At 72.4% G+C, this 22,662-nt stretch carries 21 protein-coding genes; 14 read left to right on the forward strand and 7 right to left on the reverse strand.

Going from position 1 to position 22,662, the window contains the following annotated elements:
• Positions 1-42: 42 nt before the first annotated feature.
• Complete coding sequence (locus tag QE392_RS02275; RefSeq protein ID WP_307447271.1) at positions 43-654, forward strand: TetR/AcrR family transcriptional regulator; 612 nt, start codon at positions 43-45, stop codon at positions 652-654.
• 105 nt (positions 655-759) lie between these two features.
• Here QE392_RS02275 and QE392_RS02280 read toward each other — a convergent pair whose 3' ends face one another.
• Positions 760-1,329, reverse strand: coding sequence for a nucleotidyltransferase family protein (locus QE392_RS02280; RefSeq protein ID WP_307447276.1), 570 nt, complete (start codon positions 1,327-1,329; stop codon positions 760-762).
• A 51-nt stretch (positions 1,330-1,380) separates the two neighbouring features.
• Between QE392_RS02280 and QE392_RS02285 the strand changes: the two genes are divergently transcribed.
• Genes QE392_RS02285 through QE392_RS02300 form a run of 4 tightly spaced genes read left to right on the forward strand, consistent with a single transcriptional unit; the run spans position 1,381 to position 5,217 of the window.
• Positions 1,381-2,352, forward strand: coding sequence for an XdhC family protein (locus tag QE392_RS02285; protein ID WP_307447279.1), 972 nt, complete (start codon positions 1,381-1,383; stop codon positions 2,350-2,352).
• On the forward strand, positions 2,349-3,650 hold the full coding sequence (locus QE392_RS02290) for an amidohydrolase family protein (protein ID WP_307447281.1): 1,302 nt from the start codon (positions 2,349-2,351) through the stop codon (positions 3,648-3,650). The genes QE392_RS02285 and QE392_RS02290 overlap by 4 nt, the downstream gene beginning before the upstream one ends.
• Complete coding sequence (locus QE392_RS02295) at positions 3,647-4,273, forward strand: helix-turn-helix domain-containing protein (RefSeq protein ID WP_307447284.1); 627 nt, start codon at positions 3,647-3,649, stop codon at positions 4,271-4,273. The genes QE392_RS02290 and QE392_RS02295 overlap by 4 nt, the downstream gene beginning before the upstream one ends.
• Positions 4,270-5,217, forward strand: a complete 948-nt coding sequence (locus QE392_RS02300; RefSeq protein ID WP_307447287.1) for a PDR/VanB family oxidoreductase — start codon at positions 4,270-4,272, stop codon at positions 5,215-5,217. Before QE392_RS02295 ends, QE392_RS02300 begins: the two co-directional genes overlap by 4 nt.
• Here QE392_RS02300 and QE392_RS02305 read toward each other — a convergent pair.
• Complete coding sequence (locus QE392_RS02305; protein WP_307447290.1) at positions 5,201-6,448, reverse strand: MFS transporter; 1,248 nt, start codon at positions 6,446-6,448, stop codon at positions 5,201-5,203. The two genes, QE392_RS02300 and QE392_RS02305, sit on opposite strands and share 17 nt — an antisense overlap.
• A gap of 282 nt (positions 6,449-6,730) precedes the next feature.
• Here QE392_RS02305 and QE392_RS02310 point away from each other — a divergent pair, with 282 nt between their 5' ends.
• From QE392_RS02310 to QE392_RS02340, 7 genes are all read left to right on the forward strand, one after another.
• Complete coding sequence (locus QE392_RS02310) at positions 6,731-8,026, forward strand: amidohydrolase family protein (protein WP_307447293.1); 1,296 nt, start codon at positions 6,731-6,733, stop codon at positions 8,024-8,026.
• Between the two features lie 29 nt (positions 8,027-8,055).
• Positions 8,056-8,832, forward strand: coding sequence for an ABC transporter ATP-binding protein (locus QE392_RS02315; RefSeq protein WP_307447295.1), 777 nt, complete (start codon positions 8,056-8,058; stop codon positions 8,830-8,832).
• Entirely contained in the window at positions 8,829-9,719 is an 891-nt protein-coding gene (locus QE392_RS02320; protein WP_307447298.1) for an ABC transporter permease, read from the forward strand. The genes QE392_RS02315 and QE392_RS02320 overlap by 4 nt, the downstream gene beginning before the upstream one ends.
• A 114-nt stretch (positions 9,720-9,833) precedes the next feature.
• A complete protein-coding gene (locus QE392_RS02325; protein WP_307447301.1) occupies positions 9,834-11,012 on the forward strand; it encodes an ABC transporter substrate-binding protein in 1,179 nt (392 codons plus the stop codon).
• A 390-nt stretch (positions 11,013-11,402) separates the two neighbouring features.
• Positions 11,403-12,731, forward strand: coding sequence for an FAD-binding oxidoreductase (locus tag QE392_RS02330; RefSeq protein WP_307447305.1), 1,329 nt, complete (start codon positions 11,403-11,405; stop codon positions 12,729-12,731).
• A complete protein-coding gene (locus QE392_RS02335) occupies positions 12,728-13,507 on the forward strand; it encodes a creatininase family protein (RefSeq protein ID WP_307447308.1) in 780 nt (259 codons plus the stop codon). The genes QE392_RS02330 and QE392_RS02335 overlap by 4 nt, the downstream gene beginning before the upstream one ends.
• Before the next feature lie 217 nt (positions 13,508-13,724).
• Entirely contained in the window at positions 13,725-14,954 is a 1,230-nt protein-coding gene (locus tag QE392_RS02340) for an MFS transporter (RefSeq protein ID WP_307447313.1), read from the forward strand.
• A gap of 52 nt (positions 14,955-15,006) precedes the next feature.
• Here QE392_RS02340 and QE392_RS02345 read toward each other — a convergent pair whose 3' ends face one another.
• From QE392_RS02345 to QE392_RS02355, 3 genes are all read right to left on the reverse strand, one after another.
• Positions 15,007-15,810: an alpha/beta fold hydrolase gene (locus QE392_RS02345; RefSeq protein WP_307447316.1), complete on the reverse strand. Its 804-nt coding sequence runs from the start codon at positions 15,808-15,810 to the stop codon at positions 15,007-15,009.
• A gap of 198 nt (positions 15,811-16,008) precedes the next feature.
• A complete protein-coding gene (locus QE392_RS02350; RefSeq protein ID WP_307447320.1) occupies positions 16,009-17,385 on the reverse strand; it encodes an amidohydrolase family protein in 1,377 nt (458 codons plus the stop codon).
• Between the two features lie 234 nt (positions 17,386-17,619).
• Positions 17,620-18,747, reverse strand: coding sequence for an alpha/beta hydrolase (locus tag QE392_RS02355; RefSeq protein ID WP_307447323.1), 1,128 nt, complete (start codon positions 18,745-18,747; stop codon positions 17,620-17,622).
• 629 nt (positions 18,748-19,376) lie between these two features.
• Between QE392_RS02355 and QE392_RS02360 the strand changes: the two genes are divergently transcribed.
• Entirely contained in the window at positions 19,377-20,084 is a 708-nt protein-coding gene (locus tag QE392_RS02360) for an SDR family NAD(P)-dependent oxidoreductase (protein WP_307447326.1), read from the forward strand.
• Between the two features lie 167 nt (positions 20,085-20,251).
• Here the strand turns inward: QE392_RS02360 and QE392_RS02365 are convergent, their stop codons facing one another.
• Both QE392_RS02365 and cynS read right to left on the reverse strand, forming a co-directional pair.
• A complete protein-coding gene (locus QE392_RS02365) occupies positions 20,252-21,079 on the reverse strand; it encodes a formate/nitrite transporter family protein (protein WP_307447329.1) in 828 nt (275 codons plus the stop codon).
• Between the two features lie 19 nt (positions 21,080-21,098).
• The gene (cynS, locus tag QE392_RS02370; RefSeq protein WP_307333552.1) at positions 21,099-21,551 is read right to left on the reverse strand and encodes a cyanase; all 453 of its coding nucleotides are present in this window, start codon (positions 21,549-21,551) and stop codon (positions 21,099-21,101) included.
• A 194-nt stretch (positions 21,552-21,745) separates the two neighbouring features.
• On the opposite strand from cynS, the gene QE392_RS02375 reads away from it, so the two are divergent.
• Positions 21,746-22,489: a helix-turn-helix transcriptional regulator gene (locus QE392_RS02375; RefSeq protein WP_307447332.1), complete on the forward strand. Its 744-nt coding sequence runs from the start codon at positions 21,746-21,748 to the stop codon at positions 22,487-22,489.
• Positions 22,490-22,662 lie beyond the last annotated feature (173 nt).

Genomic DNA, 22,662 nt, shown 5'->3' on the forward strand with positions numbered 1-22,662 from the left:
TGGGGCGGCGGTCCGCGGGACCGCCGCCCTAGGATGAGAGCCATGCCTCGCGCCCCCCGGATCGTCGCTCAAGGCGACTCGACCCGGGAGGCCATCTTCACCTCGGCCGTGCAGAACTTCGGCCGATTCGGCTACCGCGGAACCTCGCTCGCCCGCATCGCCGCGGACGCCGGCATCGTGCAGTCCGCGATCCTGCACCACTTCGCCACCAAGGAGAAGCTGCTCCTGGCCACTCTCGAGCGCTTCTACGACGAACACGGCACGCTGCGCGACCCCGAGGGCCGGGGGATCGACGAGATGCCGGTGCCCGACTACCTCGAGCTGGCCGCTGCGACGAACGAACGTCGCGCAGACCTGGTGCGCTTCTACGCGGTGCTCTCGGCCGAGAGCACGACCGAACAGCACCCCGCTCAAGAATTCTTCCGCGCGCGATTCACGCGGATGCGCGGTCATCTGACCGACAAGATCCAGGCCGAGTGGGGCGGTGCGCTCTCCCCCGAACACGCGCGCGATCTGGTGACCCTGGCGGTCGCGGCCCTCGATGGTCTGCAGACCCAGTGGATCCTCGATCCCCGCGTCGCGATGACCTCGTGCGTCGCCCTCCTGCGGCGAGTGCTCTCCCCCGCCCACGACGCTGCCGCCGACGCGGACTGAGCGCGCCGGCGCCGACGGGTTCGGACGACCCTCGCGCGGGCCGCGCCCGCCTCGCCGCCGCCGTGGCGGCCCGCCGACCCCCGATCGGCTCGGCTCTCGAGCCGATCAGCGCGAATCGACGTCGGCACCCGCCCAGAGGTCGCCGCACTCGACGAGGTCGGCGCCCTGCGCGATGAGGTAGGGGCGGGCGCCGATGTCTCCCCGGATCAGCCCCGACAGCGGCTTCCAGTGCGCGCGCCCCAGCAGCACGGGGTGACCGGGTCGACCCGCGTAGGTCGCCTGCGCGAGAGCCTCCGGCCGCGCGCGGCGCATCACCCGGGCGACCGCCGAGGGGAGCAGGTCGGGGGTGTCGACGGGGACGACCACGGCGGCGACAGCGGGGCCGCCGGCCAGGGCACGCAGCCCGCTCCGCAGGGAAGCCGACATCCCCTCCGCCCAGTCCTCCGCGCGCACGATCCGCGCGGTGCGAGGGACGAGAGCCTGCGCCTCGTCGGCGCCCGCGCCCAGCACGACGGTGACGTCACGGCATCCGCCCTCGACGAGAGCACGCACCGCCAGCGCCACCCACGGAGCCCCGGCGGGCGTGCGCGCGAGGGCCTTCGGGCCACCGAAGCGCCGCCCCGCACCGGCGGCCAGCACCAGCCCGGAGACGTGGTCGGCAGGCTCAGGGGGCATGGTCACGACAGCGTAGCGTGCGTGAAACACGCCCCGGCTACCGTCGACCGCATGCTCGATCTGGCCGCCGACCTGGTGCCGCTGATGGATGCCGGGGTGCCCGTCGCAGCTGTCACGGTCACCGCCGTCGTGCGAAGCGCACCCCGCGGCGTGGGGGCCACTCTGGCCGTGACGCGCGACGCGCGCGTGATCGGCTCGATCTCGGGCGGCTGCGTCGAGAGCGATGCCGTGATGCTCGGCCTCGACGCGCTGCGCACCGGATCGGTGCGGCGAGCGCGCTTCGGCTTCACCGACGACGGCACGGTCACCCCCATCGCCGCGGGCCTCGCCTGCGGCGGGGCGGTCGATGTCGTGGCCTATCCGATCGACGACACCGTGCGGCCCGCGCTCGAGGCGGCGCGAGCCGGCCGCGAGGCGACGCTGCGGCTTGACCTCGACGGCGAGCCGCTGGTGCTGCACCGCCCGGCCGCACCGCGCCTGATCATCCTCGGTGCCGGCGAGCACGCGGCGGCGCTGTGCCGGGTGGGGGCGGCCGCCGGGTTCGCGGTGACCGTCTGCGACGACTGGGCGCTGCTCGTGACCCCCGAACGCTTCCCCGAGGCGACCGAGCTGGTGGTCGCCGCGCCCCACGAGTTGCTCGCGACGCTCGACGACGTCGACGAGCGCACCGCCGTGTGCGTGCTGACGCACGACGAGCGCCTCGACGTGCCCGCCCTGCGCACCGCGCTGCGCATGCCGGTCGGCTTCGTGGGCGCCATGGGCGCGCGAGCAACGGTGGCCCGCCGGGCCGGCCTGCTGAGAGCAGCAGGGGTGACGGATGCCGAGCTCGCCCGGCTGCACTCCCCGCTCGGCCTCGATCTGGGCGCCAGCACGCCCGAAGAGACGGCCCTGTCGGCCATCGCCGAGATCGTGGCCTCCCGCAACGCCGCCGGCGCCCGCCCGTTGCGCGAGGGCACCGGTCCGCGGCTGCACGGTGGGCCCGCACGGATGTCGGACGACTCCTGCGCCGTGAGGAGCGCATGAGCACCATGATCGTGCGCGGCGCCGTCGCCGTGGTCGAGGCCGAGGGGCGCGTGCGCACCGGCGACGTCGCCATCGTGGACGGGGTGATCGTCGACGCCGCCGTCGACTCCTCCGGCGCCACGACCGTGGATGCCACCGGGTGCGTCGTGACGTCGGGGCTCGTCAACGCCCACCACCACCTGCTGCAGACGGCGTTCCGCACGCTCCCGGGCACCCGCGGCATCCCGATGCGGGAGTGGCTGCCCGCGATGGCCTCGGCGTACGCCGAGGCGGGAGTCGATCCCGAGCTGACCGGGCTCGCCGCGCGAGCGGGGCTCGCCGAGGCGCTGCTGAGCGGGGTGACCACCGTCGCCGACCACCACCTGACGTGGCCCCGCGGTGCCGACACGGTCGGCATGGCGCGGGCGGCGGCGGCTGCCGCAGCCGACCTCGGTGCGCGCCTCGTGTTCGTGCGGGGAGCCGCGCGCGACGATCCGCAGGAGGCCGCCGCCTCGGCCGAGGCGATCGTGCGGGCGCTGCTCCCGGGCGTCCACGGCGGCGTCTCGGACGACGGCATGCTGCAGGTCGCGGTCGGACCGGCAGGTGTCCACAGCGACCCGCGCGAGACGTTCGCGCTGCTCGGCGAGGTGGCCGAGAAGCACGGGCTGCGTCGGCGCACCCAGGCGAACGAGGTCGTCGACGTCGAGATCGCCCGGGAGCGTTACGGCCGCCGACCCCTCGACCTGCTCGAGGAGTGGGGCTGGCTCGCCCCCGACGTCACCCTCGCCCACCTGTGCGACGTCACCGACGCCGAGATCGGCCGCCTCGCGGCATCCGGGGTCTCCGCCACCCACGCCCCCGGCTGCGACGTGCCGATGGGGTGGGGGGTCGCGCCCGTGCGACGCCTGCGCGACGCCGGGCTCGCCGTCGGGCTCGGAACCAGCGGCGGCGGCAGCAACGACGCGGGCCACCTGCTGGCCGACGCGCGCCTCGCGATGCAGGTCTCCGCCCTCGTGGGGTCGCAGCTGCCGGCATCCGAGGTGCTCGCCCTTGCCACCACGGGGTCGGCCGACGGGCTCGGTCGTCCGGAACTCGGGCGCCTCATGCCCGGCTCCGCGGCCGACCTGTGCCTGTGGGACGTCTCGGGTGTCGCCAACGCCGGCGTCGCCGACCCGGTCGCCGGGCTCCTGTGGGCCGCGCCGGGCCGGAAGCCCCGAACGGTCGTCGTCGGCGGACGTCTCGTCGTCGACGACGGACGACTCCTCACCGCCGACGAAGACCAGATCGTCGCCCACCTGTACGAGAGAGTGCGACGATGACCACCATGGCCCCCGCGATCGATGTCGACGACGCCCCCACCGGCGACGAGCTGCTCGGCGCGCACCTGCGCGGCCTGCGCAAGGCGCGCGGCCTGACGCTGACCCAGCTCGCCGAGGCGGCGACCCTGTCGCACCCCTTCCTCAGTCAGCTCGAGCGCGGTCTCGCCCGACCCAGCATGGCGAGCCTGGAGCGCCTGGCCCGGGCGCTCGGCACGAGCCGTGTCGAGCTGATCGCGGCCTCCGAGCCCCCGCGAACGGACCAGGACTCCCGACCGTCGTTCGTCGGGGCCGACGACGGCGTGATCGGCCCCTACGCCGAGGGCACCGCGCGACTGCTCGCCACCGGCCCCCGACGCTTCGAACCGCTGGAGTTCACCGGCTCGAACGCCGAACCGGGCGATCACTACGTGCACGACGAAGACGAGTTCCTCACCGTGCTCGAGGGGTCGATCGTCATCTCGCTCGGCGTCTACGGCGAGCGCACCCTGCGGGTGGGCGACTCGGTGTACTGCCGCTCCGGCACCCCCCACCGATGGCACTCGCCCGACGGCACGACCTACCGTCTGCTCATCGTGAAGGACATCGTGCACGGCACCGGCGACCACGACGGTACCGGCGCATGAGCGGGGGCCTGACGTTCGAGACGGTGGTGCGCGCGCGGCGGGATGCCGCCGACGGCATCGTCCTGCTCGACCTCGAGCGCACGACCGGCACGCTGCCGCACTGGTCGCCCGGCGCGCACATCGACGTGGTGCTGCCCGGCGGCATCGAGCGGCAGTACTCGCTGTGCGGCTCGGTCGCCGAGCGCGGCACGTGGCGCATCGGCGTGCTGCGCGAGCGCGAGGGGTCGGTCTGGCTGCACGAGAACGCCGTCGAGGGCGCGACGCTCCGCGTGCGCGGACCGGCGAACCACTTCCTCTTCGCGCCGACGGCCGGCCGCACCTACGTCTTCGTCGCGGGAGGCATCGGGATCACCCCGATCCTGCCCATGATCGAAGCCGCCGAGGCGGCCGGGGCCGCCTGGACACTGCTGTACGCCGGTCGCTCGCGCGCGACCATGGCCTTCGTCGACGATCTCGTCGAGCGCTACGGCGAGCGGGTCGAGATCTACGCCGCCGATGAGGGCCGACGCCTCGACCTCGGCGAGCGCTTCGGCACGCCGGTCGCGCGCACCGTCGTCTACGCGTGCGGTCCCGCGCGGCTGCTCGAAGGACTCGAGGATGCCATGGCCGCCTGGCCCGGCGGGAGCCTGCACGTCGAGCGGTTCGAGGCGAAGGTGCTGGGCCCGCCGGTGTGGGCGGAGCCGTTCGAGGTCGACCTCATGCTGTCGGGCGTGACGGTGACGGTGCCGCCGGAGCGGTCGGTGCTCGACGTCGTCGAGGAGGCCGGCGCGATCATCCCCTCGAGCTGCCGCGTCGGCACATGCGGCACGTGCGAAGTGGCCATCGTCGACGGCGAGGTCGAGCACCGCGACTCGGTGCTCTCGCCCGAGGAGCAGGCGGCCAACCGCACGATGATGGTGTGCGTCTCGCGCGCCGCATGCGAGCGGATCACGCTCGAGCTGTAGGTCCCTTCCGTCCGGCGGATGCCGCGAGCGGCGGCGCCAGGATCGCGGCGACGACGAGCGGGGCGGCGAGGAAGAGCCAGGCGGCCGCCGGGGCGTCGGACCAGCCGAGCAGAGCCCCGACGACGATGTTGCCGACGAGCACGGCGACGCCGCCGCACGTCGAGAGCAACCCGAAGAACGACCCGGTGGGACGTGCACCCGCGAACCGCGGGACGAGGCCCTGCGCGGTGGGGTTCGTCGTGAGATGCCCGAGGATCACGAGCACGGCGGCGACGAACACCGCGACGATCTGCGCGGCGGCGGCGAGCGGGAGCACCGCGGACGCGGCGATCACGGCGAAGCCGGCGGCCGAGACCCCGTATCCGGCTCGCAGCGCACGTGCGGCGCCGATTCGGAGGCACCACCGCGACACCGGCAGCTGCAGCACGAGTGTCAGGGCCGACACCCATGCGAACATCAGCGCCACCAGGCCCGCGCCCCCGTCAGCGCGACTGAGCTGCAGCGGCAATGCCAGATAGAGCTGATTGAAGGCGAGCAGGTCGGCGGCGTGCACCGCCGAGAAGCCGACGAATCGGCGATCGCGCAGCGACCACCACCGGCCATGGACACCGAGTGGTGGCGCGGAAGCCGCTCGCCGAGGGAGCGCGACGGCGAGGAACACGCCGATGAGCACGAAGAACGCAGCGCCCGCGAAGGCCACCACCACGAAGCCCCACCCCAGCAGCGCCGCCCCGGCGAGGGGACCGATGACCGCCCCGAGCTCGCCCGCCACGCTCAACCATGCGAACAGCGAGGCACGGGAGCCGGATCGAGCGGGGGCGCGGCGCTGCTCGGCATCCGCCACGAGCACGTTGATCCCCGGCGAGAACAACGCCCCGCCCAGTCCCGTCAGCACCGTTCCGGCGACGAACGCCGCGAGCTGCGGCGTCGGAGCGAGTAACGACAGGGCAAGGGTGGCGAAGCCCAGCACGCGCACCGCGCAGCCGGTGAGGATCGTGCGTCGCGCGCCGAAGCGATCGACGAGCACCCCGCCCACGAGGAACATGCCCTGCTGCGCGAACGTGCGTACCCCCAGCACCAGACCGACCGCGGCCGCGGCGAGTGCGAAATCGTCGCTCAGCACGAGCGCGAGGAAGGGGACGACGGCGAAGAAGCCGACGTTGAACAGCAGCTGCGTGGCGAGCAGCACCGGGATCGGCGCGACGGCGCGCGCGGCGGGTGTCGAGGGCACGAGGACTCCGGGAGGTGGGGCGGGGGCGAGCGGCGCCTCGAAGATCCTTTCACCTCGTCACGGCGGGGCGGCACCGCCTGCGGATGAGGTTTGTCACGAGGGTCACGCCGAAGAAATACAGCGGAAACGCGTGGTTCCTAGCATCGGATCATCACCGGATGTTGGTCACACCAACACTGACGCAGCCACCCCGACTGCTCACCCGGCAGCCACCCCGACTACTCACCCGTCTGTCGCGGTTCCCCGTTCGAAGCCTGCATTCTCGCCCTCCCGGAGGCTCTCGTGTCCGCCGCTCCCGCCCCCTCGATCGCCGCCCTGCGCGGCGTGCGCCTCGCTTCGGGCGCGGTCGTCGACATCGCGATCGACGGCGACGAGGTGCTCGCGGTCGTCCCGGCGGGCAGCCCCCTCCCCGACACCGACGGCGAGTCTCTGGACCTGAACGGCTACCTGGTCACTACGGCCGGCGCCGAGCCCCACGCCCACCTCGACAAGGCGCAGTCGTGGGATGCCATTCAGCCCCCGTTCGGCGACCTCGAGCGCGCGATCGACAGCTGGCACGCCTTCGCCCTGACGCTCGACGAGGACGACACCCTCGACCGGGCGCGCGCCACGGCGCTGCGGATGCTGGCATCCGGCATCACGGCGATCCGCACGCACGTCGACCTGCTCCGCGGCGAAGACGCCCTGACCGGAGTGCGCGCGCTCGTGCGCCTGCGCGACGAGCTCGCCGGGCTCATGGACATCGAGCTCGTCGCCCTCGGCGGCCCCACCGTGACCGACGACGTCTTCGAAGCGGCGCTCGACGCCGGCGTCGATCTCGTGGGCGGCGCCCCGCACCTCGCCGACGACCCGATCGCCGACCTCGAGCGACTGGTCGCCCTGGCCCGGCGCCGCGACGTGGGCCTCGACCTGCACACCGACGAAAGCCTCGCCGGAGCCGACACCCTCGCCGCCTACGCGCGGGCGGTGACGGGCTGGCACCGCCCGCGCACGGCCGGGCACTGCGTGCGCCTCAGCATGATGGCCGAGGCCGACCTGGCCGCGCTCGCCGACGGCATCCGCTCCGCCGACATCGGCGTGATCGCCCTGCCCATCACCAACCTCTACCTGCAGGGGTGGGGCCGAGACCACGCCGTTCCCCGCGGGATCGCCCCCATCGGCCGCCTCAAGGCCGCCGGGGTGCGCGTCGCCGCCGGGGCCGACAACGTGCGCGACCCCTTCAACCCCGTCGGGCGCTGCGACCACCTCGAGACCGCGTCCCTGCTGGTCAGCGCCGGCCACCTTCCGCCGGACGAGGCGATGAATGCCGTGACCGTCGGCGCCCGAGACGTGATGGGCCTGCCGTTCGCCGGTCCCGTCGCCGGCGCGCGCGCCGACCTCGTCGCCGTCAAAGCCGCCTCGCTGGGGGATGCCGTCGCCTTCGCCAGCGCCGACCGCGTGGTCATCCACCGCGGTCGCCTCGTCAGCCGCACCACCGTCTCGACTCAGACGGCGACCGCTCTCGCCCACGTGTCCGCATCCGCGGCCGCACCGGCCGCCGAACCCACCCGCCCCGCCGCACCCGCGACGGCATCCTGACCGCCCCTGAACGGAAAGTGAGCGCCCCCGTGACCTTGGCCTCCCCCGCCCCGGCATCCGTCGCGGATCCCACCGCGCCGATCCTGGATTTCCACAACGTCGCCATGACGTTCCCCAACGGCACCACCGCCCTCTCCGGTGTCGATCTCACCGTCAGCCGCGGAGAGTTCGTCAGCGTCGTCGGTCCGTCGGGCTGCGGAAAGTCGACCCTGCTTCGCATCGCCTCCGGTCTCGAGCACGCCAGCGAGGGCACGGCGACGGTCAACACCGACCGCATCGGCTACGTCTTCCAGGACGCGACGCTCCTCCCCTGGCGCGACGTCCAGTCCAACGTCGAACTGCTGGCCGAGCTCAACTGGCAGCCCAAGCGCGTGCGCACCCCGAAGGCGCAGTGGGCCATCGACCTGGTCGGCCTGAAGGGCTTCGAAAAGCACCTGCCGAAGCAGATGTCGGGCGGCATGAAGATGCGTGCCTCGCTGGCGCGCTCCCTCACCCTCGACCCCGAGCTCTTCCTCTTCGACGAACCGTTCGGCGCCCTCGACGAGATCACCCGCGAACGCCTGAACGACGAGCTCATCAAGATCTTCGTCGAGCAGAAGTTCGGCGGGCTCTTCATCACCCACTCGGTCTCCGAGGCCATCTACCTCTCCACCAAGGTCGTCGTGATGTCGGGACGCCCCGGCCACCTCGTCGACACCTTCGAGGTCCCCTTCGACATGCCCCGCGACCCCGAGATCCGCTACACCGCGGAGTACGCGAAGCTCGTCGGCGAGGTCTCCCACGCCCTCCGGGAAGGACACTCATGAGCACCACATCGGCAGAACCGGTCTCCGTCGAGTCGCCCGCAGTCGCGGCATCCACTCCCCCGCTCACGCCCCCGCCCGCCCGCCCGAAGGCCGGCACCCGCGGGTTCGGCGCCCGCCTCGCCCTGATCGCCCCTCCACTGGCCGTGCTGGTGGTGCTCCTCGGCGTCTGGTACGCCGTGTCCATCGGTCTGGCCGCATCCGGCAAGGGCTTCCTCATGCCGATGCCGCACGAGATGTTCACGAAGGGCTTCTTCGACCCGCAGGTCGGCGCGGACATCTGGATCGCGCTGTTCCGCACCACCGGTGTGGCATTGTCGGGGCTCGCGATCGCCATGGTGATCGGCATCGGCTGGGCGATCGCGATGTCGCTGGCCCGCTGGGTCGAGCGCTCCACCTACGCCTACGCCGTCATGCTCCAGTGCATCCCGATCCTCGCGCTCGTGCCGCTGGTCGGCTTCTGGTTCGGCTACGAGTTCCTCGCCCGCGTCATCGTCTGCGTGCTGATCGCGCTGTTCCCGATGGTGTCGAACACGCTGTTCGGCCTGCAGTCGGTCGACAAGTCGCAGCGCGAGCTCTTCCGCCTGCAGAAGGCCAACAAGTGGACCGTGCTCACCAAGCTCACCCTCCCCGCGGCGCTCCCCTCGATCTTCGTCGGCATGCGCACCTCGGCCGGACTCGCCGTCATCGGCGCGATCGTCGGCGACTACTTCTTCCGGCGGGGTGAGCCGGGCATCGGCTCGCTGATCTCCAACTACCAGTCGCGCCTGCAGAGCGCCGAGCTCTTCGCCGCCATCCTCGCGGCGTGCCTGCTCGGAGTGGCGATCTTCGCCTTCTTCGGCTGGCTGTCGAAGGTGGCCGTCGGCCGCTGGTACGACAGCGCCTCCTGACCCGCACCTCTCCCCTTCCGGATGCCGCGCGTGCGCGCCGTGCGCGCGGCGGTGTCCGGCGTACCCGAAAACACCCGCACCCGAGAACACCCTCGTCACAGAAAGCGAACCAGCATGCAGCGCTCCACCCTCGTCCGCGGCACCGCCGTCACCGGCGCCGTCGCGATCGCCCTCACCCTCACCTCCTGCGCCGGCAGCGCCGCGGAGACCGCGCCCACCGCCGCCGACATGGAGATCGGCTCCGTCGACCTCTCGGCCGACTGCCCCTCCACCATCGTCATCCAGACCGACTGGAACCCGGAGGCCGAGCACGGTCACCTCTACGAGCTGCTCAAGGACGACTACACGGTCGACGCCAACACCAAGGCCGTCAGCGGCCCCCTGATGTCGGACGGCGAGTTCACCGGCGTCAACGTCGAGATCCGCGCCGGGGGACCTGCGATCGGCTTCCAGACCGTCTCGGCGCAGATGTACCAGGACGACGCGATCACCCTCGGCTACGTCAGCACCGACGAGGCGATCCAGCTGTCGGGCACCACGCCCACCAAGGCCGTCATGGCGCCGCTGGACATCAGCCCGACCATGGTCATGTGGGACCCCACCACCTACCCCGACGTCAAGACGATCGATGACGTCAAGGGGGCCCTCACGGCCAACGGCGGCGTGTGGCGCTACTTCGACGGCTCGGCCTACATCGAGTACCTCAAGAGCGCAGGTCTCGCGGATGCCGCCATCCTCGACGGCTCGTACGACGGCACGCCGTCCAACTTCGTCGCCGCCGGCGGCAAGGACATGCAGCAGGGCTTCGCCTCGGCCGAGCCGTACGTCTACGAGAACGAGGTCTCGGCCTGGGGCAAGCCCGTCGACTTCGCGCTGATCCACGACGCCGGTTGGCAGACCTACCAGTCGTCGATGTCGGTCAAGGCCGACCAGTTCGACGAGCTGTCGCCCTGCCTGACCAAGCTCGTGCCCGTGCTGCAGAAGGCCGGCGTCGCCTACTACGAGGACCCGTCCGCGGCGAACGCGCTCATCCTCGACCTCGTCGACCAGTACGCCACCGGCTGGACCTACACCGAGGGCGTCGCCGACTACTCCGTCAAGACGCAGGTCGACCTCGGCCTGGTCGGCAACGGCACCGACTCGACCTACGGCAACTTCGACGACGCCCGCTTCGCGGACTTCTTCGAGAAGGCGAGCAAGGTCTACACCGACCTGGGCACCCCGCCCGCGTCGGGCTACACCCCGGAAGACCTGTACACGAACGAGTTCATCGACACCTCGATCGGGTTCTGACCGCCCCGGCCCGGTCCGCCTCATGCGGGCCGGGCTGTCCGGTGTCACCCCGTCGGAGGCTTCGACAGGCTCAGCCACCGCCTCCCACCTGAGCGTTCGGCCCCGCAGGTCCCTGAGCCCGTCGAAGGGACCGGCACCCCCGCACCCCAAATCCCTGAGCCCGTCGAAGGCACCGGCACCCCCGCACCCCAAATCCCTGAGCCCGTCGAAGGCACCGGCACCCCCGCACCCCAAATCCCTGAGCCCGTCGAAGGGACCGGCACCCCCGCATCCCAGGTCCCTGAGCCCGTCGAAGGGACCGGCACCCCCGCATCACCCCGGTGACGTCGACAGGCTCAGCCACCTCCGCCACCGGCATCCACACCCCCACGTTCCACCGGAGAAATTCCCATGAGCGACACCGCCACCCGCGTCCTCTCCCTCGAAGACGAACTGCTCGACCTGCTCGGCCCCGCCGCCGTCAGCACCGAACCGCGCGTGCGCGAGCGCGCGAGCGTCGACGGCTCGCCGATGTCGCCGATCATCGCCGCGAAGCTCCCACTGGGTCTGGCCGACCTCGTCGTCTTCGCCGGCAACGCCGAGCAGATCGCCACGGCCGTCGCCGCGGCATCCCGTCACGGTGTTCCGATCACCGTGCGCGGCAAGGGCACCGGCAACTACGGGCAGGGCATCCCGATGCAGGGCGGCCTCGTCATCGACACCACTCGCGCCAAGGCGATCGTGGAGGTCGGCGACGGCTTCATCACCGCCGAGGCCGGCACACCGATGGTGCTGCTCGAACAGGCCGCGTGGGCGAGTGGCCAGGCGTTGTGGATGTACCCCTCGACCGCGCAATCGACCATCGGCGGGTTCCTCTCCGGCGGCTCCGGCGGCACGGGCTCGATCGAGCACGGCTCGAACGACCGCGGCTTCGTCTCCGCGCTCGACGTCGTGCACGCCGACGGCAGCGACGAGATCCACCACGTCGAGGGCGACGAGGCCCAGAAGTACGTGCACAACTACGGCACCGCGGGCGTCATCGTCCGCGCGACCGTCCGCCTCGAGCCGCTCCGCGAGTGGCGCGGACTCTGGGCCAGCTTCCCCGACTTCGCCGGCACGCTCTCGGTGCTGCAGACCATCGGCAACCTCGACCCCACCCCGCGTCTCGTCTCCGGCGACGGGCCCGAGATCTCGGCATCCCTCCCCGCCGACGAGGCGATCCCCGAGGGCCGATCGAGCCTGCGCGCGATCATCGACGCCTCCCTCATCGAGGAAGTGACCGCCATCGTCGAGGGCGCCGGCGGCCGCGTCGAGGCCGTGCGCGAAGGGCCGCAGGCCAGCATCCGCATCTCGATGCTGAGCTACAACCACCCCATCGAGTGGTACCAGAAGAGCCAGCCGCACGAGGTGTTCCACCTGGAGGTCGCCGGCAGCCCGCTGGCCGACGACATCGAGGCCGTCGAGGCGGTGTTCCCGGGCGGCAAGCTGCACATCGAGTCGACCAAGCAGTGGCCCATCGGCATGCTCGCCGCGCCCTACGTCAGCGAAGAAGACGTGTACCGCGGCATCGCCGACCTCAACGCGATCGGGGTCGGCGTGCACAACCCGCACCAGTGGAACGTCGACTTCAACGTCGAGCAGACGGCGGAGACCGCGCGCGTCACCGACCCGAACGGGCTGCTCAACCCCGGCAAGCTCAACCCGTCGTACGACGGTCCGCGCAAGGGCGCGATCCGATGACGCGCCTGCTCGCCGAGCTCAGCGGACCGGCTGCGGCCGAGGCGCTCACCGAGAAGTCCATCCTCGTGCTGCCCACGGGCGCGATCGAGCACCACGGTCCGCACCTGCCCCTGGCGACGGATGCCATCGTGGCCGAGGCCGCGGCGACGGCCGCCGTCGCGCGCGCCGCCGAGCAGGGCCTCGACGTGTGGCAGCTGCCGACCCTGTCGATCACGAAGTCGGACGAGCACTCGTGGGCACCGGGCACCCTGTGGCTGACCCCCGAGACGATGCTGCAGACGGTGGTCGACATCGGCCGATCGATCCTCACCACGCGCGCCCGCACGCTGGTCTTCGTCAACGGCCACGGCGGCAACGTCGCGCTGCTGAACGTCGCGAACCGGGAACTGCGCCGCCGCTTCGGCCTGCGCACCTTCTTCATGCCCGCCTCGCTCGTGCCCTCGTTCGATGGCACCGACGGGACCCCCGACGAGCACGGCACCGGCATTCACGCCGGCTACGGCGAGACGAGCATGATCATGCACCTGCGCCCCGAGCTCGTCGACCCCGCGAAATTCCACGCCACGGTGCCCGCGCACATCGGGGAGTTCCGCCACATCGGCTTCAACTCCAAGCCCGTGACCTTCGGCTGGCTGTCGAACGACTTCGGCCCCACCGGCGTGCTCGGCGACCCGACCGGGGCGAACGCCGAGGCCGGCGCGAAGATGTTCGAAAAGAGCGTGTCGTTCGTCGTCGAGGCGCTCGAGGAGATCAGCCGATTCGACTACACGGCGTGATTCCCGCACGGCGGGGTACACAACTCCTGCAGATGCAGCCCGTGGGCTCGTCCGTCCGGGCCGACACGACGTCGCGCGGGAGTTGTGCGCCGCGCAGTGCCCTGCGACCGGAGCGTCGGGGCCTCCCGGCACAACTCCTGCATCGAGGGCCTGCCACCCCCGGGCAGCGGTCTGAACGGCCGATCCGCAGGAGCTGTGCACGCGGGGGTGCGAGCTCGTGAGCGCCGCGGCCGACACCGCGCAGGGCGTCCGGGCGTACGGGCAGGTGCTGCGCCTGCCCGGCGCGCGGTGGTTCGTCGCCGCCGGGATCCTCGCCCGCTTCCCGCGCGCGACGCTCTCGCTCGGCATCATCCTGCTCGTGTCGGCCGCGACCGGCAGCTTCGCGTCGGCGGGTGTCGTGGTGGCGCCCCTCGTCGTCGGCATGGCCGTGGCCGCGCCGCTGTGGTCGTCGCGCATGGACCGGTTCGGCCAGGGTCGCGTCATCCTGGTGTCCCTTGGATGCCTCGTGCTCGCGGCATCCGTCCTGCTCGCCCTCGTGCTGGCGGGAGCGCCGTTCTGGACGTGGCTCATCGCCGCGTTCGTGACCGGCGCCGCCACCCCCGACCTCACCTCGGCCGTGCGGGCGCGCTGGACCGTGCTCGCGCCCGAGTCGCAGCGCGGGGCGGCCCTGGCGCTGGAGACGATCGCCGATCAAGTGGTGTTCATCAGCGGTCCGCCCGTGATCACCGTGGTGGCGGCCGCGCTCGACCCGGCCGTGGCGATGGTCGGCTCATTGGCCTTGGGCGTCATCGGCGGGGTCTGGCTCGCGTCGCAGCGGCGCACGGAGCCGGCGCCGAGCCCCGGCCCCGCACAGCGCCGCCTCGTGCTCCCGCCCCTCGGGGTGGTGCCGATCGCCCTGGCCTGCATCGCGCTGGGCGGGGTCTTCGGCGCGTTCGACGTGGGCGTGGTGGGCTGGGCCGAGCTGAGCGAGCGGCCGTGGCTCGCGGGACCGGCGTTCAGCGCGCTGGCCGGCGCCATCGCCGTGGGCTCGATCATCACGGGTGCGAGGGCGTGGCGGATGTCGCCCGCCGCCCGCTTCATCGGCTTCGCGGGGCTCGCCGCAGCGGTGGCGCTCCTGCTTCCGCTCGCCGAGGGAACGGCTCCGCTGCTGTTCGTCGCGATCCTCGCGCTCGGACTCACGGTGTCGCCGGTGATGGTGTCGGGGATCCTCGTGGCATCCGCTCGCGCCCCCGAAGGCCGCGTGACCGAGACCCTCGCCTACCCGACCGCGGCCATGTCGCTCGGCGTGCCCATCGGCGGCGTCATCGCCGGAGCGGCCCTGGATGCCACGGGCCCCGCCGCCGCGCTCATCACCATCGCGGTCTCGCTGGTGTGCGCCACGGCCATCGCCGCGGTGGGCGAGGCGCTGCTGCGGCTGCGGCGGCGGCGGCGGCGCCGAGACCGTTGAGTGTCCAGAACACGCCGCATCGGCGCAAGGGTTCGCGGCGTGTTCTGGACACTCAAGCGGTCGCGGTATCGAGCGCCGTGCCGAGGTGACGCAGGATCGAGACGTGGCCGTCGTCCGGGTGCAGGTCGACGGTGGCGCTCGGCAGCGCGGATGCGAGCATCCTCGCGTGCGCGGGCGGAATCACACGGTCGCGCTCGCCCTGCACGAGAAGGACGGATGCCGTGACATCGGCGAGATCGAAACCCCACGGCCGCGTGAAAGCGAGGTCGTCGTCGATGAGCCCGTCGGGGCCGTCGGCTTCGGCCGCGCCCGCGTCGCGTGCCAGCCCGGCCCACTCCCCCTCGAGCGCCGCGAAATCGGCATCCACGAATTGCGCGGGATCGAACACGTCGGTCTCCGCGAAGCGTCGGCGGGCATGCTCCCCCTCGGTCGCGGCTCGCAGGCCGCCGGGCGCCCGCATGCCCTCGAACCAGGCGTCGCCACCGGTGAACGGCGCCGGGGACGCGAACGCGACCACCGCGCGGACGCGCTCCGGCATGGCGACAGCGCACGCGAGCGCGTGCGGTCCCCCGCCGGATGCGCCGACGGAGATCACGGATGCCACGTCGAGCGCATCCAGCACCGGCCGGAGGCCCGTCGCGACGTCGGCGACGGTGCGACCCGGTATGCGCGCAGACCCCGCATACGCCGGACGGGCGACCGAGACCACAGCGAGCCCTCGGCCGTCGGCAGCCGCGTGGACGGGTGGCAGGATCGCCCCGGTCTGCGGCGAGCCGTGGTGCCACAGAAGGATGTCCCGCCCGGCGACGTCGGCGTGCGAGGTGTGCACGTCCAGCCCCGATATCTCTCTGCGCATGTGGCCAGGGTGCCACGCCACGGGGACCCGGGGCTCGCCGCGCGTGCCCACACCGCGGGGCCCGCAGCGGGCACGACGGCGGGCGTCGGCGCCGGCACGCCGCGCGGGGTCGGCCGGCGGCGTGGCGGGCACGAACTCCGCCGTTCGGCTCGCGAGACGAACCGGTCTCGGCGACCGTGGACCGAGGCGGTCAGCGGGTCAGAGGATGACGCCGAACTCCTCCGCCAGGGCCGGCAGCTCCTCGTGCAGCACGCGCGAGGCCTCGACCGCCAGCGGGTTCGTCGAGACGCCGCTCTCGTTGACGAGCTTGCCGCCGACGTAGACCTGCTGCAGGTTGCGCAGACCGCAGGCGAGGACGTAGCTGCGCACGGGATTCCACAGCGGCCCGACGTCGGGCAGCCGCGGGTCGACGACCACGAAGTCGGCGAACTTGCCCACCTCGAGGCTGCCGACGCGGTCGTCGACGCCCATGATCTCCGCCCCGCCGAGGGTGTGGAGGCGAAGGACTCGCTCGGGCATCATCGACAACGGGTCGTGGGTGCGGGCGCGCTGCATGAACATGCCCATGCGCATGTTCTGCCACGGGTCGGCGACATCGGTGCAGGCCTGGTCGTCGAGGCCCATGCCGACCTTCATGCCGAGATCGAGCATCTCGGGCACGTGGGCGATGCCCGACGCGAGACGCCCGTTGGACGCCGGCTGCCACGACATGCTGGCGCCGCCGGCGGCGGCATCCTGAATGATTTCCGGCGTCGTCTGGATGAAGTGGCCGAACATCATGCCCGGGCGGAGGGCTCCGGCGTTCTTGTAGAGCTGGAACTTGGTCTGCTGGTGCTCGATCGCCTCGTAGGTCTCGAGGAAGTGCGCCTGGTTGGTGACGCCGAAGCGGTCCATGACGGCGACCTCGATCTCGGCGGCGTCGGGCCGCGTCGACCACTGCACCTGGCCCATGATCGACGCGCCGAGGGCGATGTCGGGGTCCATCGCGAGCACGTGATCGAGGGAGGCCTCGAAGCGCGCGAAGATCTCGTCGTCGGTGCCGACGGTGGCATCCAGGGCGATCGAGTCGACGAAGCGGAGCCCGGCGTCGTAGCATCCGTCGGCCTGGCGGGTGTGCCAGGCGTGGTCGCGCAGGGTGCCGCCGCCGTCGGCGCGCTTGCCCTCGACCATCGGCTCCCAGGGCAGGAGCGGATCGGTGAAGTTGTACGCCGTGGTCACGCCGTTGGCGAGGAAGTCGAGCGAGCCGTGCAGGGTCGCCCAGTAGCTCTGGTCGGGCGAGGCGTTGTTGAGCACGCTGAACATCGAGGTGCACCAGCCGTAGAGCGTCTGATCGACGCCGAGGCCGCGCGAGCCGCTCGTGAAGAGGTGGCTGTGCGACGAGACGAAGCCGGGGGCGACGAACTTGCCGTCGACGTCGAGGATCTCGTCGGCGGTGACGCCCGGGTCGGGGTCGCCGGCGCCGATCGCGGCGATGCGCCCGTCCTGCACGAGCATGTAGCCGCGCTCGATGTAGCCGGGGTCGTCGGTTCCCGCGGGGACCGTGATGAGGCGTGCGTTCGTGACCAGGAGCGACATGTTGATGACGGTAACAATGGCGTGTTTCCGCAGTGTTCCGAGCGTGCGGCAGGTCGTTTGCAGGGGCCGCAGCGACTGCGATCCCGCGACGAGCGCCCCGGCGCGTCTCCGCCGCATCCCCGGCGGAGGGCGGACAAGCCGCGGGGCGCGGGGCGGCCCTGGTGAGTTTCTACGCGCCTGGACCGGGGGACCCGGGGCGGTTCGCGGCCACTCGGGGCCGGAGAGATGCAGACTTCAGGCGAACGCGCGACGCACGGCGGGCGCGATGTCGGCGAGCACCTCATCGCGGGCCGGGGTCGAGGGGAAGACCAGGAACAGGTGCGGTACGCCCGCCCGACGCACGAAGTCGACGGGGACTCCGGATGCCGTGAGCCTCTCGGCGTACTCCTCCGCCTCGTCCGAGAGCGGGTCGACGGCGGCTGCGACGATCACCGCCGGAGCCGAGCCGGTCAGCTCCGGCGAGCGCAGCGGAGCGGCCTCGATCGGGATGCCATCCGCGCCCGACCCGGGCATCGCACCCGCCCCCGCAACCGTGTGGCCGGAATGCACCCCCCAGTGCGCCCCCGACTCCGGCGCGGAGACGCCGGCATCCGCTCTCGGCGCGGGGGCGCCCGCATCCACCCCGCGGGCCGCGTCGGGCTCCGGCACAGAGAAGGACCGCTGCGGCGACACGTCGGCATCCCGGAGGTACTTCTCCCAGTACCACCGCATGCCCTTCGCCGTCAGGGGCAGGTTGTCGGTGTGGGCGCGGTAGCTCGGCCGGTCGAGGTCGGGGGCGTCGAGCACGGGGCACAGCAGAACCTGGATCCGGATGCCGGGAGCCCGGCCCTCTCGCGAACGCAACGCGAGTGCGGCGGCGAGGTTGCCCCCGGCGCTGTGTCCCGCGACGCCGAGGAGGGCGGGATCGATGAGCCCACCCGCTCCGCCCGAGGCGAAGCGCAGCGCCCGGTCCAGGTCGTCGAGGCCGGCGGGGAAGGGGTGCTCGGGCGCGAGTCGGTAGTCCACGCTGAGCACCTGCGTGCCGGTCGCGACGGCGAGCGCGCGGCACAGCGCGTCGTTGTTGTCGAGGTTGCCGGCGACCCAGCCGCCGCCGTGGGCGAAGACGAGGGTGCCGCGGTGCCCGGCGCGCGGGCGGTACAGGCGCAGGGCGAGGCCCTCGGCATCCGTGTCGATCGACTCGACGTGCTCGTCATCGGGCAGGCGCACCCACGACGGATTCGCCCGCAGCTCGGCGATGCGCGCGGCGTCGTCGCCGTCGGCATCCGTCGCCCCCGAGGGGATCGTGCCCGCCTGAGCGGCGAGCCGCGCGAGGTGCGCCCGCACGTGGGGGTCGGTGATCGCGGGGTGGACGGTGTCGCTCACGGTTCTCCTGGGTCGATCGTTCGGCGCGGTGACGGCGCCGCCCGGTGTCTCCGCGTCCACGGCGGCCGGATGCCACGCGGTCGGTCCGATGGCCGGACGAGCCGGGCGCCGAGAGCGAGCGTACGGGCACGGCGCGGGCGATCGGCCGCGCGCCGAGCACGCGTTACCGCGCGGAAACACGGGCGTCGCGGGCACCTCGCCCATGGACGCGTGGCCTCTCCCGAACGGCGGGCGGCGGGCAGCGGGCGGTGAGCGGCGGGCGGCGGGCGTCGGGCGGCGGGCGGCGGGCAGTGAGCGGCGGGCAGCGGGCAGCGGGCAGCGGGCAGCGGGCGGCGGAGGGCGGGGCGGCGGGCGGCGGGCGGCGGGGGGCGGGGGGCGGGGGCGGGGGGCGACGATCCTCGCGGCTCAGCGCTTCGTCGTCATCCGCACCGTCGACGCCCACGGCCCGTGGACGGCGGCCGCGCGGTACCGGCTCCTCCCTCGCGGCATGTCCGTCGAACACCGGTCGAGGCGCGGGCCCCGCCCGGCGCGTTACGTCACCGAAACAGCGCCGTCGCCCGGCCGTCCACCCGCGGGCGTACCGTGCGGCCGGGGCGTACCCGACGTCCCTCCCCCCGAGAAGAGGTTTCATGTTCCAGCGCGTCATCGTCACGGGCGGATCCGGCGGCATCGGCGCCGCCATCGTCGATCGCTTCCTCGCCGACGGCGCCCGGGTCGTCGTGCTGGATCGTCGCGCACCGGCCGAGGGGTCGGCATCCACGTTCGTCGCGGTCGACCTGCTCGACCCGGTCGACACGCGCCGCGCGATCGGCGACGCCGTCGCCGAACTCGGCGGTGTCGACGTGCTGGTGAACTGCGCGGGGATCTTCCAGCACGTGCCCCTGCTCGACATCACGGTCGAGGACTGGGATCGCGTGCTCGACGTCAACGCCCGCGCCACGCTCGTCACCATGCAGGCGGTCGCCCCGGTCATGCTCGAGGCGCGCGGCGGCGCGATCGTCAACATCGCCAGCATGGCCGCCAAGCTCGGCGGCGGCGGCGAGGCCCACTACGCCGCCTCGAAGGCCGCGGTCGTCGCCCTCACCCGCGCCGGGGCGCAGGAGTGGGGGTGCCACGGCGTCACCGTCAACGCCGTGTGCCCCGGGTACGTGCTCACCGACATGGGCGCCGACACCCGGTCCGAAGCGGACATCGCCGCGTGGAGCGCGAGGTCTCCCCTCGGACGGCTCGGGATGCCGGAGGACGTCGCGGGAGTGACGCACTTCCTCGCGTCGCCGGCCGGCGGATACCTCACGGGTCAGGCCATCAACGTCACCGGCGGGATGCTGATGCACTGAGGCGGTCGCGGCATCCCGTGCCGAGCTCCGGAGAAGTCGCACGGGCCGCCGGTTCACGCGGGCTTCGCCGCTCGCGCCGCGATGTTTCTCCGGAGTTCGGCACGCGCACGAAAGCGGCCCCGCGCATCGCGCGCCGGGGCCGCATCCGCGCCGGGACGGCCGGTGCCTTACACGCGGGCCTTGACCCGGAGCGTGCGGGCGGGCGCCGTCTTCGCGTGCGTCGCGTAGATGACCAGGCCCACGAAGGTGAGCCCGCCGACGAGGTTGCCGAGCACGGTCGGGATCTCGTTCCAGATGAGGTAGTCGCCGATGGTGAAGTCACCGCCGAGCATCAGGCCGATCGGGAACAGGAACATGTTGACGACCGAGTGCTCGAAGCCCATGTAGAAGAACAGCATGATCGGCATCCACATGGCGATGACCTTGCCCGGGAGGCTGGTCGACATCATGGCGCCGACCACGCCGGTCGAGACCATCCAGTTGCAGAGCACGCCGCGCACGAACAGGGTCAGCATGCCGGCGAGGCCGTGCTCGGCGTACCCGACGGTGCGCCCCTCGCCGATGTGTCCGATCGCCTTGCCGACCTCGCTCACGTCGGACGAGAACCCGAAGGTGAAGACGATCGCCATGAGCAGGGCGACGGTGATCGCCCCGCCGAAGTTGCCGAGGAAGACCAGGCCCCAGTTGCGCAGGACGCTGCCGAGCGTCACCCCCGGCCGCTTGTCGATCCACGCGAGGGGAACGAGGGTGAAGACGCCCGTCAGCAGGTCGAAACCGAGCAGGTACAGCATGACGAAGCCGACGGGGAACAGCAGGGCGCCGATCAACGGCGACCCGGTCTGCACGCTGATGGTGACGGCGAACACGGCGGCGAGGGCGAGGATCGCCCCGGCCATGTAGGCGCGGATGAGGGTGTCACGGGCCGACAGCGAGACCTTCGCCTGGCCGGCGTCGATCATTTTGACGGCGAAGTCCTTCGGGGCTACGTAGCTCATTGCTGTGTCCTCTTCCCCGTCACCACTGGTACTTCAGGAACTTGCCGTCGATGACGATCCGCACGCGGTCACCGTCGGGGTCGGCACGGCGGTCGATCTCGACGTTGCAATTGATCGCGCTCATGATGCCGTCGCCGAACTCTTCGTGGATGGCCTCCTTGAGGGCCGGGCCGTAGACGCCGAGCAGCTCGTAGAAGCGGTAGATCGTGGGGTCGGCGCGCAGCTCGTCGCCGCGCACACGGTAGGGCTGCTCCTGCAGCGTCGCGACGGTCTCGTCGTCGAGCGCGAGCAGCTCACCGGCCTGTGCGGCGAGGTCGGCGGGCAGCGCGTGCGAGCCGAGAAGCGCCGCGATGGTCCACAGCAGCGGGCGGTCGAGCGCTGCTGCGAGGTCTGCCCACGAGTGCTCGGACCGTGCGACGGCCCTGCGGACGGTGTCGGTCGCGTGGTCGCGACGTGCATTCCAGTCGGTCATATCCATCTCCGTGAAGTCGTGCGATCGGGCGGGTCACCGATCGGGTGTGAAGCCCACTGTCGAGGCGAGAGCACCTCCGTCCACAGGCTTTTCCCGCATGTCACCCGACGATCTGCGCACGGTGAGGCAGGCTTCACACGCACGAAACGACCGGGCAACAGGGGCGCGCCGACACGCCGCCTACCGTGGTGGCCATGGACGCGGTCACAGACGGGATGCCGCACGACGCGACGTTTCTGTCGACCGTGCTGCGCGATGCCCCGCTTCCCCTCTGGGTGATCGACGGGCGCGGACGGGTCGCTCTCGCCAACGACGCCGCCGCCCGCTTCCTCGGCCACCGGCACGGCACCGACCTGCTCGGCGGCGCGAGCCACGACCTCTTGCACCGTCATCGCCCCGACGGGTCGCCGTACCCGAAGCACGAGTGCCCGATCATCCACGCGAAACAGCCGGTCGCCGCCTCGGAGTGGTTCGTCACGCAGGCCGGCGACGTCCGGCCGGTGCGCTGGTCGACGCGGCCCCTGGCCGGCACCGACAACGTGCTGCTGAGCTTCGCGGCGCTGAGCGGGCCCGCGGGCGGCGCGGCTGGTCTCGCACCGGCACCGCGCGAGACCCGGGCGCAGACGCGCGCACGGCTCCTCCACGAGATGAAGCGGTCGATCGCGTCGCGCATGACCGACCCGCTGTTCTCCACCACGACGCTGGCCGCCGACGCCCACCTCTCGGTGCGCTCCGTGCAGGCGATCTTCGCCGAGGCGGGAACCTCGCCCGCCGCCGAGATCCGTCGACACCGGCTGGAGCACGCGCGCGTGCTGCTCGAGCAGGGCGAGAGCGTGCAGTGGGCGTGCCATGCGTCGGGCTTCCTCGACGCCGACAGCTTCGCGCGGGCCTACCGCCAGCACTTCGGCTTCGCGCCGAGCCGCACGCGCGAGCCGTAGGGCACCCGCGTTCGACGCGGGCTCGCCCGGGCGCCGTGTCGTTCTCGTCGCCGGTGGCCCGGGCCACTGTCGTCCTGCCCGCAGGTGGCCCCGGGACCACTTCCACCGCCCCGGGGCCACCCGCTGGACGCCGCGCGGTGACATAAGCCCGCACGAAGCGCGAGCCGCGCGCC

It is taken from the genome of Microbacterium proteolyticum (genome assembly GCF_030818075.1).
In the GTDB taxonomy this organism is placed as follows: Bacteria; Actinomycetota; Actinomycetes; order Actinomycetales; family Microbacteriaceae; genus Microbacterium; species Microbacterium proteolyticum_A.

Coding starts and splice junctions, on each gene's coding strand:
- cynS (WP_307333552.1), bottom strand. CDS start 21,551: ATGACCGACTGGAATGCACGTCGCGACCACGCGACCGACACCGTCCGC.
- QE392_RS02335 (WP_307447308.1), top strand. CDS start 12,728: ATGACGCGCCTGCTCGCCGAGCTCAGCGGACCGGCTGCGGCCGAGGCG.
- QE392_RS02360 (WP_307447326.1), top strand. CDS start 19,377: ATGTTCCAGCGCGTCATCGTCACGGGCGGATCCGGCGGCATCGGCGCC.
- QE392_RS02300 (WP_307447287.1), top strand. CDS start 4,270: ATGAGCGGGGGCCTGACGTTCGAGACGGTGGTGCGCGCGCGGCGGGAT.
- QE392_RS02350 (WP_307447320.1), bottom strand. CDS start 17,385: ATGTCGCTCCTGGTCACGAACGCACGCCTCATCACGGTCCCCGCGGGA.
- QE392_RS02275 (WP_307447271.1), top strand. CDS start 43: ATGCCTCGCGCCCCCCGGATCGTCGCTCAAGGCGACTCGACCCGGGAG.
- QE392_RS02325 (WP_307447301.1), top strand. CDS start 9,834: ATGCAGCGCTCCACCCTCGTCCGCGGCACCGCCGTCACCGGCGCCGTC.
- QE392_RS02290 (WP_307447281.1), top strand. CDS start 2,349: ATGAGCACCATGATCGTGCGCGGCGCCGTCGCCGTGGTCGAGGCCGAG.
- QE392_RS02365 (WP_307447329.1), bottom strand. CDS start 21,079: ATGAGCTACGTAGCCCCGAAGGACTTCGCCGTCAAAATGATCGACGCC.
- QE392_RS02320 (WP_307447298.1), top strand. CDS start 8,829: ATGAGCACCACATCGGCAGAACCGGTCTCCGTCGAGTCGCCCGCAGTC.
- QE392_RS02295 (WP_307447284.1), top strand. CDS start 3,647: ATGACCACCATGGCCCCCGCGATCGATGTCGACGACGCCCCCACCGGC.
- QE392_RS02280 (WP_307447276.1), bottom strand. CDS start 1,329: ATGCCCCCTGAGCCTGCCGACCACGTCTCCGGGCTGGTGCTGGCCGCC.
- QE392_RS02375 (WP_307447332.1), top strand. CDS start 21,746: ATGGACGCGGTCACAGACGGGATGCCGCACGACGCGACGTTTCTGTCG.
- QE392_RS02330 (WP_307447305.1), top strand. CDS start 11,403: ATGAGCGACACCGCCACCCGCGTCCTCTCCCTCGAAGACGAACTGCTC.
- QE392_RS02285 (WP_307447279.1), top strand. CDS start 1,381: ATGCTCGATCTGGCCGCCGACCTGGTGCCGCTGATGGATGCCGGGGTG.
- QE392_RS02345 (WP_307447316.1), bottom strand. CDS start 15,810: ATGCGCAGAGAGATATCGGGGCTGGACGTGCACACCTCGCACGCCGAC.